This is a genomic window from Mesorhizobium sp. M0029, from assembly GCF_040323735.1.
Lineage (GTDB): Bacteria > Pseudomonadota > Alphaproteobacteria > Rhizobiales > Rhizobiaceae > Mesorhizobium.
The window spans coordinates 15,146-31,514 of record NZ_JAMYVF010000008.1 but is presented as its reverse complement, the minus strand read 5'-3'; the positions used below and the strand labels follow the sequence as shown (position 1 = coordinate 31,514).

Annotated in this window: 11 protein-coding genes; 5 read left to right on the top strand and 6 right to left on the bottom strand. The window is 63.7% G+C overall.

Annotated features, from left to right (window positions below; translation table 11 throughout):
• Positions 1–44: 44 nt before the first annotated feature.
• Entirely contained in the window at positions 45–1,424 is a 1,380-nt protein-coding gene (locus NKJ76_RS15285; RefSeq protein ID WP_352537786.1) for an MFS transporter, read from the bottom strand.
• Between the two features lie 262 nt (positions 1,425–1,686).
• Positions 1,687–6,477: an NAD-glutamate dehydrogenase gene (locus tag NKJ76_RS15280; RefSeq protein WP_352537785.1), complete on the bottom strand. Its 4,791-nt coding sequence runs from the start codon at positions 6,475–6,477 to the stop codon at positions 1,687–1,689.
• Between the two features lie 131 nt (positions 6,478–6,608).
• Here NKJ76_RS15280 and NKJ76_RS15275 point away from each other — a divergent pair, with 131 nt between their 5' ends.
• Positions 6,609–7,172 (top strand): peroxidase-related enzyme, encoded by a 564-nt coding sequence (locus tag NKJ76_RS15275; RefSeq protein WP_352537784.1) that lies wholly within the window; start codon positions 6,609–6,611, stop codon positions 7,170–7,172.
• A gap of 26 nt (positions 7,173–7,198) precedes the next feature.
• Here NKJ76_RS15275 and NKJ76_RS15270 read toward each other — a convergent pair whose 3' ends face one another.
• Positions 7,199–7,810 carry a LysE family translocator gene (locus NKJ76_RS15270; RefSeq protein WP_352537783.1) on the bottom strand — a complete coding sequence of 204 codons (612 nt, stop codon included), beginning with the start codon at positions 7,808–7,810 and terminating at the stop codon, positions 7,199–7,201.
• 143 nt (positions 7,811–7,953) lie between these two features.
• Between NKJ76_RS15270 and NKJ76_RS15265 the strand changes: the two genes are divergently transcribed.
• Positions 7,954–8,988 carry an L-idonate 5-dehydrogenase gene (locus NKJ76_RS15265; RefSeq protein ID WP_352537782.1) on the top strand — a complete coding sequence of 345 codons (1,035 nt, stop codon included), beginning with the start codon at positions 7,954–7,956 and terminating at the stop codon, positions 8,986–8,988.
• 340 nt (positions 8,989–9,328) lie between these two features.
• Positions 9,329–9,958: a DUF1062 domain-containing protein gene (locus NKJ76_RS15260; protein ID WP_023712046.1), complete on the top strand. Its 630-nt coding sequence runs from the start codon at positions 9,329–9,331 to the stop codon at positions 9,956–9,958.
• A 55-nt stretch (positions 9,959–10,013) separates the two neighbouring features.
• Here NKJ76_RS15260 and typA read toward each other — a convergent pair whose 3' ends face one another.
• Positions 10,014–11,843: a translational GTPase TypA gene (typA, locus tag NKJ76_RS15255; RefSeq protein ID WP_023681424.1), complete on the bottom strand. Its 1,830-nt coding sequence runs from the start codon at positions 11,841–11,843 to the stop codon at positions 10,014–10,016.
• Between the two features lie 197 nt (positions 11,844–12,040).
• Between typA and NKJ76_RS15250 the strand changes: the two genes are divergently transcribed.
• Complete coding sequence (locus NKJ76_RS15250) at positions 12,041–12,319, top strand: hypothetical protein (RefSeq protein WP_352537781.1); 279 nt, start codon at positions 12,041–12,043, stop codon at positions 12,317–12,319.
• A gap of 47 nt (positions 12,320–12,366) precedes the next feature.
• On the opposite strand, the gene NKJ76_RS15245 is transcribed toward NKJ76_RS15250, so the two are convergent.
• Together NKJ76_RS15245 and NKJ76_RS15240 are read right to left on the bottom strand one after the other, a co-directional pair.
• A complete protein-coding gene (locus NKJ76_RS15245) occupies positions 12,367–13,941 on the bottom strand; it encodes an alkaline phosphatase D family protein (protein ID WP_023830139.1) in 1,575 nt (524 codons plus the stop codon).
• Between the two features lie 263 nt (positions 13,942–14,204).
• Positions 14,205–15,488, bottom strand: coding sequence for an MFS transporter (locus NKJ76_RS15240; RefSeq protein ID WP_031199478.1), 1,284 nt, complete (start codon positions 15,486–15,488; stop codon positions 14,205–14,207).
• Positions 15,489–15,560: 72 nt separating this feature from the next.
• Here NKJ76_RS15240 and NKJ76_RS15235 point away from each other — a divergent pair, with 72 nt between their 5' ends.
• Positions 15,561–16,178, top strand: coding sequence for a TetR/AcrR family transcriptional regulator (locus NKJ76_RS15235; protein WP_352519149.1), 618 nt, complete (start codon positions 15,561–15,563; stop codon positions 16,176–16,178).
• Positions 16,179–16,369: the final 191 nt, after the last annotated feature.

Here is a 16,369-nt window from a genome sequence, read left to right as displayed (position 1 = left end):
GCGCCTCTGCCTTTTCCCACAAGGGGAGAAGGAAAAGTGCGTCGCTATTCCACCGGCTGATCCGCCGGGTACGGCGTCCAGATCAATATCGCGATCCCAACGCCCAGGAACAGCACGATGGCCGCCATGCCGAGCCGCGCCGAGCCGCTGGCGAGCGTGATCGACGCCACCATGAACGGCGCCAGGAAACTCGTGGCCCTTCCGGCCAGCGCATAGATGCCGAAATAGCGGCCGGATTCGGCTGCGGTCACGCTGCGCGCCATGTAGGAGCGTGACGACGCCTGCACCGGTCCGAACGCCAGCCCGATTAACAGGCCATAGAAAATGTAGGCCTTTTCCGCCGCCGTGCCGAACAGGCCGCCACTATCGGCTCCCGGCATCATCCAGGCGCCGAACAACGTGTAGCCTGGCCCGGTCGAAACGATGCCGATGGTGGCGATGCTGAGCAGGACGAGCGAAATCATCACGATGGTCTTGGAGCCAAGCGCGGTGTCCAGCCATGCGGCAACCAGGCAGCCGACGATGGCGACGACGTTGAGAATAATGCCGAACATGCCGATCTCGGTGATCGACCAATGGAACATCGCTGCCGCAAAGGTGCCGCCCAAAGCGAGCAGCGCATTGACGCCGTCCTGATAAATCATGCGGGCGACAAGGAAGCGGAAGATGCCTTTGCGCCGGCGCACTTCAGTCAGCGTCGACTTCAGTTCCGACAGCCCCTCGCGCACCGCCGGCCCGATCGGAATGCCTTTGATGGCGTCTGGCGTGAAGAAGAACATCGGCAGGATGAACAGGAAATACCAGCCGGCCGACAGCGGCCCGGTGGCGCGCGCGTCCTCGCCGAGCTTCGGGTCGAGCCCAAAGAGCGGGTCGATGCCGATGATCGTCTTGCCGGTCTCCAGCGAACCTGCAAGACAGGCGACAACAAAGATCAGCGCGATCATGCCGCCGAGATAACCAAGTCCCCAGGCAATGTTGGAGACGTGGCCGATCTCGCTCTTCGGCACCAGGCGCGGCATCATCGAATCGTTGAACACGGTCGAGAATTCCGCCGCGACCGAAGCGAGAGAAAAGAACAGCACCACCAGAAAAAGGTTCGAGCCGGGAGCGGCGAACCATAGCAGGCAAAGGCTGATGATCTTGATCGAGGCGAAGAACGCAATCCACGGCTTGCGCGGCCCGGTCTGGTCGGCAATCGAGCCGAGGATGGGCGACAAAACGGCAATGACCAGGCCCGCAACAGCGATGCCGTAGCCCCAGGCCGCCTGGCCTGAGACCGGATCGCTCGCCATGCGCGAGACGAAATAAGGGCCGAAGATGAAGGTGGTGACGACGGTGAAGAACGGCTGCGCCGCCCAGTCGAAGAACATCCACCCCCAGATGCCACGCCCGGATGCCCGCTGCGCTGTTTCTACCGCCGCCATGATGATTCCCCCGGCACCGCCCGTGTCGGGCGCCATGTCTGCATGTTTCGAATGCTCATGCAAACCGCCAAAGATTCGCGCTGCCCCTCACCTGGATGTCGCCGCTGTCTACCTGCATAGAGACGCGAAGAAAGGCGCCGCGCCCCTACCTCCCCCTTGTGGGGAGGTCGGACCGAAGGTCGGGGTGGGGGTCGGTGCCGCACCCCCACCCCGCTGCTTCGCAGCGACCCTCCCCACAAGGGGGAGGGTAAAGTCCCGAGCCTCACATCCCCGTCAGATCGCTCATCAGCCCCGAAGCCACCGACAGCCTGGACACGGTGATATCCCCGCCTTCGGTCAGCGCCTGCAGCCGCTCGCGAATGCGCGCCACGCGCTCGCCTCCGGCTTCCAGCCAGGCCGCCACAGGATCCGCCGTCCCGGCATGGCCGGCGAGAGCCGCCACCGCAATGCCGCGCCGCGCCGCGCCGATCGTGTCGGTGGCGCGCGACAGCGCCAGCTGGTCGTAATAGTCCGACGGCGTGATTGAACGCGCCGCCTCTTCGACGCGCGGAATGCGGAAGGCATCGCTGACGGCGAAGAACGCCTTGGCCGAGGCGACGACGTCGGCATTGGCCGTGCGCGCCGTCAGTGCGATGTCGGGGATCAGTCCCGCCACATCGGCCATTGCCAGCTGCCCGGCGAGCTTTTCGGGGGCGCCGGCCTTGAACAGGCCATACCGCCTCTCCTCGACCCGCTCGCGCGAGAAGGCCGGTAGCAGCGAGAGCAGCTTCGGCTCCAGCGCCATGCGCGCCTCTTGCAGTTCGGCAATGCGCTGGCCGAGCGCTGCGGTGCCGGCATCGTTCTTCAGATACCAGCCGCTGGTCACGAAGATAAGCCGGCTGACGGACTGGTAGAGATCGAGCTGCGCCTGGCCGTCGATGTGGCTGTCCAGCGCATCGATCTCCCGATAGAGCGCCGGCAACGCGAAGCCGTCGCGCACCACGGCGAAGGTGCGCACCACGTCGGCCGCGCTGCGCCCCGTGGCTTCCTGCAGCCGGTTGACGAATGACGGTCCGCCGCGATTGACGAGATCGTTGGCGACGACGCGGGCGATGATTTCGCGGCGCAGCCGGTGGCCATGGATCTCAGCCGCATATTTCTTCGCCATCCGGTCAGGGAAATAGCCCATCAGGTCGCGGTCGAAATGCGCGTCGTCAGGCACGTCGCTGGCGACGATGTCGGAAAACAGCACGATCTTGGCATAGGCGAGCAGCACGCCAAGCTCCGCCCGGGTCAGCGGCTCGCCACGCGCCTCGCGCTCAGCAAGGGCGGCCGGCGACGGCAGCGTCTCGACAGCGCGGTCGAGCAGGCCCCGAGCCTCCAGCGCCGCCATGAACCGGCTCTGGTGCGCGATGTCGGCAAGGCCGCGCTTGCGGGCGATGGAAAGCGCCAGCGTCTGTTCGTAATTGTTGGACAGCACGAGGCCGGCGACCTCGTCGGTCATCTCGGCCAGCAGCTTGTTGCGCGCCGGCCGGGTCAGCGATCCCTTGCGCATGGCGGACGCCAGCGCGATCTTGATGTTGACCTCGACGTCGGAGCAGTTGACGCCGCCCGAATTGTCGATGGCATCGGAGTTGCAGCGACCGCCATTCATGCCGAATTCGATCCGGGCACGCTGCGTGACGCCGAGATTGGCGCCCTCACCGATCACTTTGGCCCGCACATCGAGCGCGGTGATGCGGATGGCGTCGTTGGCGCGGTCGCCGACTTCGGCATTGGTTTCGCCCGAGGCCCGTAAATACGTGCCGATGCCGCCGAACCACAGAAGGTCGACGTTCGCCTTGAGGATAGCGGTCATGATCTCGGCCGGGGTCGCGGTGATCTTGGCGAGGCCAATCGCCGCCGCCGCTGCCGCAGGCAGCGTGATCGACTTCTGGCTGCGCGAGACGATGACGCCGCCTTCCGACAGCTTGGTCTTGTCATAGTCCTGCCAGGACGAACGCGGCAGCGCGAACATGCGCTCGCGCTCGGCCATCGATGCCACCCTGTCCGGATCGGGATCGATGAAGATGTCGCGATGGTCGAAGGCGGCGATCAGCCTGGTCTGCGGCGACAAGAGCATGCCGTTGCCGAACACGTCGCCCGACATGTCGCCGACGCCGACGACGGTGAAGGGGGTGGTCTGGATGTCGCGGTTGATCTCGCGGAAATGCCGCTTGACCGCTTCCCAGGCGCCCTTGGCGGTGATGCCCATCTTCTTGTGGTCGTAACCGGCCGAGCCGCCGCTGGCGAAGGCATCGTCGAGCCAGAAACCGTGTTTCTCCGAAATGGCATTTGCGGTGTCGGAGAAGGTTGCCGTGCCCTTGTCGGCGGCGACGACAAAGTAGGGGTCGTCAGGATCGCGCCTGACGACGCCGGCTGGGGGTATGACGCCATCGAGGCCGATATTGTCGGTGATCGACAGCAGGCTGGAAACGAAATTCTTGTAGGCCGAGGTGCCGGCCTCGAAGATGGCGTCGCGGCCGGCGCTCATCGGCAGCTTCTTCGGATAGAAGCCGCCCTTGGCGCCGACCGGCACGATGACGGCGTTCTTGACCTGCTGCGCCTTGACCAAGCCGAGCACCTCGGTGCGGTAATCCTGGGCGCGGTCCGACCAGCGCAGGCCGCCGCGCGCAACCGGGCCGAAGCGCAGATGCACGCCTTCGACCTCGGAACCATAGACGAAGATCTCGCGCCACGGCCGCGGCGCCGGCAATCCTTCGACCGCTTGCGAGTCCAGCTTGATCGCCAGTGACTGGCCCCGCGCCTTCGTTCCCGCAACGAAATGATTGGTGCGCAACGAGGCTTCGATCAGGTTGAGATAGCGGCGGATGATGGTGTCGTCATCAATGTTGGGGACTTCCTCCAGCGCGTCCTTGATCTTGGCCTTGAGGTGCTTGGCGGCGATGACGCCTTCCGTCTCGGCGGTCGGGCCGAGACGAGCGACGAACAGTGCATGCAGGCCGCGCGCAATGTCGGGATAGCGGTTGAGCGCGGCCGCGATGAAATCCTGGCTCTGCGGGATACCGGCTTGCTGCAGGTAGCGGCCATAGGCGCGCAGAATGCTGACTTCGCCCGACCACAGGCCGGCGGTCTGGGCAAGCCCGTTATAGCTGTCATTGTCGATGTCGCCGCGCCAGACCGACAGGAACGCGTCCTCGAACAGCGCGCCGCCATCGCTGAGGTCGATCGGCTTGCCGTAGCTGTTCTCCAGCTCCATGTCGTGGACGAAGACGGTGTCGCCGCCGTCCTCGCCAACTTCGAAGGTGCGCTCGCTGATGACGCGGAAGCCGATGTTTTCCAGCACCGGCACGCGACGCGACAGCGCTACCGGGCTGCCGTGGTGGTAGATCTTCAGCGCTGCCTGATGGGGTTTCTGTTCGGCATGGCGGTAATAGTCGATGGCGATCGGGTTGGCGGTGCTGATGCCGGCGATGCGCCCCGCATCCTTCAGCGCGATGGCCGCGCTGAAGGAATCGCGATAGCTCTCAGGCAGACGCGCGGCGATCGCCTTCAGCGATGGATCGCCGCCGACGGCTTCCGCGGCTTCGGCCAGCGCGTCGTCCCAGGTTCGCACGATATCGCGGATCGCCGCTTCGATCGCCGCCTGCTCGACCTTCGGCGTCTTGCCGCCGGAGCGGCCGATGATGAAATGCACACGCGCCAGCCCGCCCTCCGGAAACGCCGGATAATAAGCCGACAAACGGCCCTCGAAGACGGTCTTGAGATAGGTGCCGATCTTCTCGCGCACGACGCTGTCATAGCGGTCGCGCGGCACGAAGACGAGGATCGAGACGAAGCGGTCGAACTGGTCGGCGCGCACCAGCGCCCGCACCCGCGGCCGCTCGACCAGGCCGAGAATGGCCGCGGCGTGCTTCTTCAGGATCGGCACCGGCACCTGGAACAGTTCGTCGCGCGGATAGCTCTCCAGAACGTTGATCAGTGCCTTGCCGGAATGGTCGTGCCGGTCGAAGCCGGACTTGGCGATGATGGTCTCGGCCTTTGACCTCAGATACGGGATTTTCATCACCGAGCGCGTGTAGGCAGTCGAGGTGAACAGGCCGACCATGCGCAACTCGCCGGCAAGCGTGCCCTTGGCGGTGTAGGTTTTGACGCCGATATAATCGAGATAAATGCGGCGGTGCACCAGCGACTTGGCGTTGGCCTTGGTAACGATCAGCGGCTCCGGCCCATGCAGGAAGGCGCGGATTTCGGGCGTCGTCGTCACCGCCTCGGTGCCGCGCCGGAGCACCAGCACATCCGGGTCGGCGAGGATGCCGAGACCGGGCTTGTCGGCGCGCTCCAGATTGCCGCTCTCCGTGCCGCCGGAATATTTGAACTCGCGCATGCCAAGGAAAGTGAAATTGTCGTCGCGCAGCCATTCAAGGAAGGCGATGGCCTCGGCAACGCTCTTCTTGTCGAGCGGCACGGCGGAATAGCGGAATTCGGAAATCGCCTGGTCGAGACGGGCGAGCATCGGCTTCCAGTCGCTGACGGCGGCGCGCACCTGGTTGAGCATCTTGCGCAGGCGGTCGGCCAGCGCGTCGGCCTGCTCCGCCGTCAGGCGCGGAATATGGACATGGACGACGCTCAGGCGGTCGTGATTGCCATCGTCCTTGAGGGCGCTGCCGTCGCCGAGGATCTCGTCGACGCCGGCCTTGCCGTGACGCACGACGATGACCGGATGGGTGACCAAAGTCGGTTCGCCGGCAGTTTCTGTGATCTCGCCGAGGATCGAATCGAACAGGAACGGCATGTTGTCGTTGACGACGGTGATGATCGTCATCGGGCGGCCCTCGCGGGAGACGCCCGACCCGGCATCGACGGCGACGACACTTTGGCCCTTCTTGTGGGCGGCGACCGCACGTCCTGCCAGGTCGGCGGCGCGCTCCAGGTCGGCGGCGTCATAGGCGGCAATGTCTTCGGCCGGCGCGCGGGCCAGCAGATAGTCGGCGAGCCTGGCCGGCTTCCCGTCGGGTTTCACCCCGGCGGTGGCTGTTTTCTTCGGCTTAGCTGCGGATTTCACGCTCGCCATGTTGTCCTCCCGTCACATGCTTTTACGACTATGGTAGCAGATGACCGCTGTTTGGCGACAAAGGTTTGACGGCTCGATAAGAATTACAGGAATTCGACGGTCAGGCGGCGGTGAACCAGGAGGGAGACCCCATGTCCGGCAAAATCAGCGCACTTGACCTCGGTATCGCGGAACTGAGCGAGGCGACAAAAGCCTATTTCGCCAAATGCGAGGAAAAGCTCGGCCTGGTTCCCAACGTGCTTCTTGCCTATGCCTTCGACGAGAAGAAGCTGCGCGCCTTTACCGACACCTACAATGATCTGATGCTGGGTGAATCCGGCCTGTCGAAGCTGGAACGGGAGATGATCGCGGTCGTCGTTTCCTCGATCAATCACTGCTATTATTGCCTGACCGCGCATGGCGCGGCGGTGCGCCAGCTCTCCGGCGATCCGGCTCTCGGCGAGATGATGGTGATGAACTTCCGCGCTGCCAATCTTTCACCGAAACAGACGGCGATGCTCGAATTCGCCGTCAAGCTGACGGAAGAGCCGGCAAAGATCGTCGAGGCGGACAGGGAAGCACTGCGCAACGCCGGCTTCACCAACCGCGACATCTGGGACATCGCCTCGACCGCCGCCTTCTTCAACATGTCGAACCGCGTGGCGGCGGCCATCGACATGCAGCCGAACGACGAATACCACGCCATGGCGAGGTGAAAGTTTCCTTCTCCTCGTAGGAGAGGTCAACGCGCCGCGATGGCCCCGGCAGCGCCGGCCATCGTCGTGGCGCTGATTCGGTTGGCGATCTTCATGGCGCGCCTGCTTTTGAGCAGCTTGCGCGCCCGTGAGGCCGCGACGACCCAGGCGAGATCGATGGCGATCAGAACCACCGCCATCGTCGCCGTCAGTTCGACCCAGCCGATGACACTCACCGAAGCGAGGTCGATGATCGTCGGCAGCAGCGCCAGATAGAACATCATGATCTTGGGATTGCCGAGCGTCACCGCCATGCCGGCAAAGAACAGTTTTGCCGGCGAATCCTCGCGCGGCATCTCGCCTTCTTTTGCGTCGACAGGTGCGGTCCACATCCTGAAGGCGAGGTAGGCGAGGTAAGCGACGCCGATCCATTTCACGACGACGAAGGCGAAATGGAAGGTCTGCGCCACGACCGCCAGCCCGAACACCGCCAGCGACAGCCAGATGGCCTCGCCGATCCACATGGCGAGCAGGAACGGAAACACGTCACGAAAGCCCTTCGAGATGACGCGGGCGACAAGGGCTGCGATCGACGGGCCGGGCGAGCCGGCGGCGACGAAGAGAGCGGCGGCGAAGATCAGGAGCGAGGTGAGGTGCATGACGGAGCCCTTCGAGCGTTGGGTGGCAAAGGATATCCGATCGCTGGCGATTTGGCATCCTGCAGCCTGATGGGCCAGCCGACGCGGCAAATTTCAGCGGCCGGACCTTGCCCGCGCCAGTGGTTTGAGAAAGGATCGCGGCCGTGAAATCAATCGTCATCCACACGGCAAAAGACCTGCGCATCGAAGAGTCCGATCCGGGCGTGCTGGGCACCGGACAGGTCGAAATATCGGTCGAGGCCGGCGGCATCTGCGGCTCGGACCTGCACTATTACAATCATGGCGGCTTCGGCGTGGTGCGCCTGCGCGAGCCTATGATCCTCGGACATGAGGTCGCCGGCACGGTGAAGGCGCTTGGCGCCGGCGTCTCCAGCCTCGCCGTCGGCGACCGCGTCGCTATTTCGCCCAGCCGGCCCTGCAATGCGTGCCGATACTGCCTGCAGGGCGTGCAGAACCAATGCCTCGACATGCGATTCTACGGCAGCGCCATGCCGATGCCGCACATACAGGGGGCCTTCCGCCAGCGCCTCGTCGCCGAGGCTTGGCAGTGCCACAAGATCGCCGATTATGTCTCCATCAACGAAGCCGCCTTTGCCGAGCCGTTCGCGGTAACGCTGCATGCCGTCAACCGCGCCGGCTCGCTGCTCGGCAAGCGGGTCTTGGTCACCGGCTGCGGGCCGATCGGTGCGCTCAGCATCCTTGCCGCACGTGTCCACGGCGCGCGTGAGATCGTCGTCACCGATGTCATGGACGCGGTTCTGGCCAAGGCCAACGAGATCGGCGCCGACCGCACCATCAATGTCGCCACAGATGCCGACAAGCTCGCTGGCTACAATGTCGAGAAGGGCAGTTTCGACGTCATGTTCGAATGCTCCGGCAATGAGCGCGCGGTGCGAGCCGGGCTCGATGTGCTGAAGCCGCGCGGGGTGCTCGTGCAGCTCGGCCTAGGCGGCGACATGTCGCTGCCTCAGAATCTCATCGTCGCCAAGGAGATCGAAATGCGCGGCTCCTTCCGTTTCCACGACGAGTTCGCGCTGGCCGTCGATCTGATCAACAACCGTCGCGTCGACGTTAAGCCGCTGCTGACCGGCATCTATCCAATGGACGAGGCGGTTGCGGCTTTCGAGATCGCCGGCGACCGCAACAAATCGATGAAGGTACAGATCGCCTTCGCCTGAGCAGGGCGAGACACCCTATGAACCTTGCCCGCTCGGCATCTTGCCGCTAGAAGAACCGTCCCGACATTCATTTCGAGCTTCGTTTTGCCTCAGTAACCGCCGGTCTCGCCAACTCCCCTGATCACGCTTGGCAGGGCGCCGCATTGAGCGGTGCCTGCTCCATTTCACGTGTTCCTCAGGCGGCGGTTCGAGACCGGTTTGGCACTGCTGAACCGTTGTCGCGCGCTTTGCCGCCCGTGACAGCTGATTTCCGACATAGCTAGCTCTCGCCACGCCGTGCCCGCATGGGCATCTCGCCATTGCCGACCTGAAGAACTTCCACACTGGAAGGTCTTCCGGCTTGTCCCAACATCTCGCTATCCACTGGGCAATCACGCCCGAAATCGCGCCTCGACCCCTGGTCCACTGCAACCGCTGCAGCGCCGTGAAAGCCTATCGCTGCAGCGACAAATTCCGCGTCAACGCCAATGGCAAACGCATTGATGTCTGGCTGATCTATCGCTGCATCGACTGCGACAATTCGTGGAATTTCGGCATTTTCGAACGCTGCAACCGCCGCGACATCGAACCCGCGCTGCTGGCAGCGCTCGAAAGCAACGATCCGGCCCTCGCCCGCCGCCATGCCTTCGATGTCGTGGCTTTGCGAAACCGGGTCAGCCGCGTCGAGGAGTTTCCCGATGTCGCCGTTCACAAACACCGGCTCGGCGGCGAAGGCCGACCCGCAGCCGCGCTTGAAATCAGGCTTGGGCTGGAAATGCCGACATCGCTGCGGCTCGACCGTCTGCTCGCCGGCGAACTCGGCATCTCCCGATCAAGGCTTCAGGCGCTGGAGGAGAAACGATTGCTGGTTGTTGTTCCCGAAGGCGCCAGAGCTTTGCGCAAGCCGGCCGGCGACGGCACGGCGATTCGCATTGACCTGGCCGACGAGCCGGATCGTGAAGCCATCATTTCGGCTGCCGTGGGTGAATGACAAGAGGGGCGAAGCACCGGTGCTTCGCCCCTCTCGAATTTAGACAATCAGACGATTACGCCGCGCCCACAACCTTGGCCGACTTCTCGAAGCGCTTGCGCTCGTTCGGGTCGAGATAGAGCTTGCGCAGGCGGATGGTCTTCGGCGTCACCTCGACCAGCTCGTCGTCCTGGATCCAGGCCAGCGCGCGCTCCAGCGTCATGCGGATCGGCGGCGTCAGCTTCACCGCCTCGTCCTTGCCGGCGGCGCGGATGTTGGTCAGCTTCTTGCCCTTCAGCACGTTCACTTCGAGGTCGTTGTCACGGCTATGGATGCCGATGATCATGCCCTGATAGACCTTGACGCCCGGGTCGATGACCATCGGGCCGCGGTCTTCGAGGTTCCACATGGCATAGGCCACTGCCTCGCCCTGTTCGTTGGAGATCAGCACGCCGTTGGTGCGGCCCGGCAGTTCGCCCTTGTAGGGCTGGTAGGCGTGGAACAGCCGGTTCATCACGGCGGTGCCGCGCGTGTCGGTCAACAGTTCCGACTGGTAGCCGATCAGTCCGCGCGTCGGCGCGTGGAAGACGATGCGCTGACGGTTGCCGCCCGAAGGCCGCAGCTCGACCATCTCGGCCTTGCGCTCCGACATCTTCTGCACGACGATGCCGGCGTGCTCCTCGTCGACGTCGATGACGACTTCCTCGACCGGCTCCAGCAATTCACCGTTCTCGCCCTTCTGCATGACGACGCGCGGACGCGACACGGCGATTTCAAAGCCTTCGCGGCGCATCGTCTCGATCAGCACGGCCAGCTGCAATTCGCCGCGGCCGGAAACGAAGAACGAATCCTTGTCGGGCGATTCCTCGATCTTGAGCGCGACATTGCCTTCGGCTTCGCGCAGCAGGCGGTCGCGGATGACGCGGCTGGTCACCTTGTCGCCTTCAGTGCCGGCGAGCGGCGAATCGTTGACCAGGAAAGACATGGTCACGGTTGGCGGATCGATCGGTTGCGCATGCAACGCCTCGGTCACCGCCAGGTCGCAGAACGTGTCGGCGACGGTGCCTTTGGACAGGCCGGCAATGGCGACGATGTCACCCGCCTGCGCCTCTTCGATCGGCTGGCGCTCAAGGCCACGGAACGCGAGGATCTTGGAGATGCGCCCGGTTTCTATCTGCGTGCCGTCATGGTGGAGCACCTTGACCGCCTGGTTGGACTTCAGCGTGCCGCTCTCGATACGGCCGGTAATGATGCGGCCGAGGAAGGGATTGGCTTCCAGGATGGTGCCGATCATGCGGAACGGGCCGGGATGAACGGTCGGCTCCGGCACATGCTTGATGACGAGGTCGAACAGCGGCGCCAGGCCCTGGTCCTTCGGGCCTTCCGGATTTTCCGAGACCCAGCCATCGCGGCCAGAACCGTAGAGGATCGGGAAGTCGAGCTGCTCGTCAGTGGCGTCAAGCGCTGCAAACAGGTCGAACACCTCGTTGACCACTTCGACGTGGCGGGCGTCCGGACGGTCGATCTTGTTGATGACGACGATCGGCTTCAGGCCGACCTTGAGCGCCTTGCCGACGACGAACTTGGTCTGCGGCATCGGGCCTTCGGCCGCGTCGACCAGCACGATCGCCGAATCCACCATCGACAGGATGCGCTCGACCTCACCTCCGAAATCGGCGTGGCCGGGGGTGTCTACGATGTTGATGCGGGTGTCCTTCCAGTCGACCGAGGTCGCCTTGGCCAGGATGGTGATGCCGCGTTCCTTTTCGAGGTCGTTGGAATCCATGGCGCGCTCGGCGACGCGCTGATTGTCGCGGAAGGAACCGGATTGCCGCAGCAATTGGTCGACGAGGGTGGTTTTTCCATGGTCGACGTGCGCGATGATCGCGATATTACGAATTTTCATTTTGTGGTCTCGGGAGCGTTGCAGGCAGCAGGCCAAAGGGCGCCGCCTCTTTCGGTTGCGCGGCTCATACAGGGTTTTTCGCAATTGCGAAAGAGGAGGCGCACCACCAAATACTCATCAAATCTTAAGCATCTCGGTGTGAGATGGTTTTGTTAACCAAGGCGGGAACCTTTCTGGGCCCGGGTAGTTCGAAATTCATGACCGACAAACTCAACCGATTTTGGCCCCTCATCGCTTCGGTCGCATTCGCTGCCGTGCTGGCGGCCAATGCCGCTCAATCGGCCGCCACGGTGAAGGAAGCCAATCCGGCTTCGTCGTCCGACCGGACGGCCGAGCAGATGTTTGCCGACGCCCCTGATGGCGTCGACCCCGTGGTCACCGGCCCGGTCAGCGCCTCTTTCAAGCAGAGGCAGCGGGTTGCAGGCTGCGACAGCGCGGTGTGGCCGAAGATTCCGACGGTTTGCTACCCGGACTGACGGCTGCCCATTCCAGGCATAGCGATCCTTCGCACCGACCCAAAGGCTTACGCCGACCGCACCGGATCGAGCGTCACCTTGTAAAGCTCGATGTCGTCGCGATCCATAAGCCGCACGGTCAGCTGCTCTGTCGCCCCTGAAATGTCCACCAGGCCAAAGAACTGCAGGCCGGCCGAGGGTGGCAGGTTCTGGCCCTGTTCGGTGGTCGGCGCCTTGATGAATTTCAGCTCCGGGCCGAAGGTCATGTCGAAATCATTGGGACCGAAGGTACCGGCGTGGATCGGGCCCGAGACGAATTCCCAGAAAGGATTGAAATCCTGGAACCGCGCCTTGTCGGGGTTGTAATAGTGCGCCGCCGTGTAGTGGACATCGGCGGTCAACCAGACCGTGTTGGTGATGCCGGCAGTCTTGATGTAGCGCAACAGGTCGGCGATCTCGAGCTCGCGGCCTTTGGGCAGGCCATTGTCGCCATTGCTGATGGCTTCCGCGCCGACCTTCTTGGCGCCGTCGTCCCAGACGACGAGGCCGAGCGGCATGTCGGCGGCAATGATCTTCCAGGTCGCCCTGGAATTCGTCAGCTCGCGCTTCAGCCATTTCGTCTGCTGTTCGCCCAGCATGCGTGACTGCGGCGTCATGTCCTCCTGCATGTCGGGGCCGTTCGGGCCGCGATAGGAGCGCATGTCGAGGAAGAACACGTCGAGCAGCGGCCCATGCGCGATCTTGCGGTAGACGCGGCCGGGCTCGGACGGCTCGTAGCGGATCGTCGTCATCTCATGGAAGGCGCGCGCCGCACGCGCCGCGAGCACATGGACGGATTTTTCGGTGTAGCGGCTGTCGGCGCCGAGATTCTTCGAATCCGACCAGTTGTTCAGCACCTCGTGATCGTCCCACTGGTAGAAGGTCGGGCAGATGGCGCTCAAGGCCAGAACGTTTTTGTCCATCATGTTGTATTTCCACTGGTCGCGGTACTCATCCAGCGTCTCGGCCACCTTGCGCTTGCCGTCGATCAGGACGACGTTTTTCCACTTGCCGCCGCCAGGCAGGTCTACCTCGTCCTTCATGGCGCCATCGGCATAGATGGTGTCGCCAGAATGCAGGAAGAAATCCGGCGTGTGCCTGGCGATGGTGGCGTAGGTTTTCATGCCGGTCTCATCGATTCCCCAGCCCTGGCCGGCCGTGTCGCCCGACCAGGCGAATTTTATGTCGCGCTTCGAGGCGGGTGCTGTGCGGAAACGGCCGACGATCGGTTCGGAAACGGCGTTGATATCCGACAGGTCGGCGGCAGTCATCCGGTAGAAGATATCCTGGTCGGAGGCGAGGTCGGTGAGCAGGCGCTTGACCGTGAAGTCGCTGGCCGGCGAGGTATCGAGCGGCGCCAGCCGCGTCGCATTGGCGAAGTTTTCCGTCGACGACACTTCGAACATGACGCGCGAAGGCCGGTCGGTGCGCGTCCACACCATGCCGCTCGAGGCATCGACATCGCCGGACTGGACGCCATGGGTGAAGGCCGGGCGCTGGCTGGCGCGCGAATAATAGGGCAAAGCGAGCCCCGATGCGCCGAGCAGACCGGCGGCGCTGGCAGAGGTGACGAAAGCGCGGCGGGTCAACGAGATCTTGTTCATGGCTGTCTCCTGATGGCTTCGAACGGTGCCAGCAAGCTCCAGCTTCAATGTTTCAGCCACATCTCGGGAAGATGAAACTTTGATAACAATCGACAGGTGATCTCCGCCCTTGAGGGGGGAGATGTCGCCGAAGGCGACAGAAGGGGGTCGCCTCGCTTGGAGCGCCGACCTCCTATGCGCAAGAGGCTGAGTCCGGTCGCACGGCCCCCCTCTGGCCGCTTCGCGGCCATCTCCCCCCTGATGGGGGAGATTAGTACCGCGCCTTACGCCGCTTGCGGCTCCGGATCGAAAGCCGGCCTGCTCGTATTGATCAGCAGCGACAGACACGCAGCCACGATCGCCGTCAAACCGGCGATCAGGAAGGCCAGTTCGTAATTGCCCTGCAGTTCGCGCATGGTGCCGCCGAAGGCGGCGGCGGTGGCGGCGCCGACTTGGTGGCCGGCTACGATCCAGCCGAACACGATCGGGCCGCTGCGGTCACCGAACGCCTCGTTGGCGAGCCTGAGCGTCGGCGGCACGGTGGCGATCCAGTCGAGACCGTAGAGCACGGCGAAGATGATCAGGCTAGTCGCCGAGAAGCCGGAATAGGGCAGATAGATTAGCGCCAGGCCGCGAATGCCGTAGTAGACGCCGAGCAGCTTGCGCGGGTCGAAACGGTCGGTGAGCCAGCCTGACAAAGTCGTGCCGATCAGGTCGAAAATGCCCATCAGCGACAGCAGGCCCGCGGCCTGTACCTCGGGGATGCCCATATCGCCGCAGAAGGAGATCAGATGCGTGCCGACCAGCCCGTTGGTGGTGAAACCGCAGATGAAGAAGGTGGCGAACAGATACCAGAAGACGCGGGTGCCGGCGGCGCGGCGTAGCGTGTTCAGCGTATGCGCCAGGAAATTGCCTTGCGATGCCGGCGACACCGGCGGCACGTCATCGGCCCCTGCGCCATAGCGCACCATGCCGATCGAAGCGGGACGCTCCGGAACCAACAGCCAGACCAGCGGCAGAAGACAGGCGGTGGCGATAGAGACGGCGGTGGCGACGGGCTGCCAGCCGCCGGACTGGGCGAGCGATGCCAGTAGCGGCAGGAACACCAAGAGGCCGGTGGCGCTGGAGGCCGACATCAGCCCCATCACCAAGCCGCGATTGGTCTTGAACCAGCGGTTGACGATGGTGGCGCCGAGCACGGTGGCGACCGCGCCGGAGCCGATACCTGAAAACACGCCCCAGGTGAGGAACAGATGCCATGGCTCGGTCATCAGCAGGCTGAGCGCGGTCGAGCCCGACATGATCACAAGCGAGGCAAGCAGCGTGCGGCGCAAGCCGATACGCTCCATCAGTGCGGCCGCAAACGGCCCGGTCAGGCCGTAGAGGAAGATGCCGATCGCGGCGGCAATCGAAACCGTATCGCGCCCCCAGCCGAAGCTTTTATCCAACGGCAGCATCATCACGGAAGGAGCCGAACGAAGCCCGGCCGCGATCAACAGGCAGAGGAAGATGACGCCGACCACGACGAAAGCGTAGCGCTGGCCAAAGGGACGGGATTGAGCTATCATGTTACTGACCGGTACGTTGCAGGTGGGGACATGTATACGTACCGATCGGTAACACGTCAATCGAGTCATACCATGCCAACGGACAAAAATATTGAACTGACCATCAAGGACGGTCATGCAGCCGCACCGCCCAAGGCTGCCAAGAAAATCCTCGACGTGGCCTACGACCTGTTCTACCGCCGCGGCATCCGGGCGATCGGCGTCGACGAGATCGTCAAGCGCGCCGGCGTCACCAAGCCCAGCCTCTACCGCAGCTTTCCCTCCAAGGACGAGCTCGCCGCTTCCTATCTCAGGCAATATGACCGTGAGTATTGGGAGCGTTTCGACGAAGCCGTGGCTGCCCATCCCGGCGACCCGCGCGCACAGCTCAGGGCTTTTCTGACTCGCGTCGGCAAGCGCACGCAAAGGCCGGACTATCGCGGCTGCGGCATGACCAACGCGGCGGTGGAATATCCCGAACATGGCCATCCGGCGCGTGTCGTCAGCGAGGCCAACAAGCAGGAGTTGCGCCACCGCCTGCGCGCCATGGCCGCAGCGATGGGCGCTAAAGACCCTGACACGCTCGGCGACGGCCTGCTGCTGTTGATCGAAGGCGCCTATATCAGCGGCCAGCTCTTCGGCCTGGGCGGCCCGGCGCAATCGGTGGCCCGCAACGCCGACCTGCTGATCGAGGCGAGCTTGAAGAAATAGCATTTTCTAACGTTGGCGCCGCCCCTCACCTGCCTGCATCCTTTCCCGGAAATGGGGCGAGGGACGCTCTCATCACGATTTCGCCAATTGCCAGCGTTGCGCTTCTCCCCGTTCACGGGGAGAATTGCCCGGCAGGGCGATGTGGGGCGGCGCCAACGTTGAGATTGGCACGCTAGGCCGGCTGCAGATTT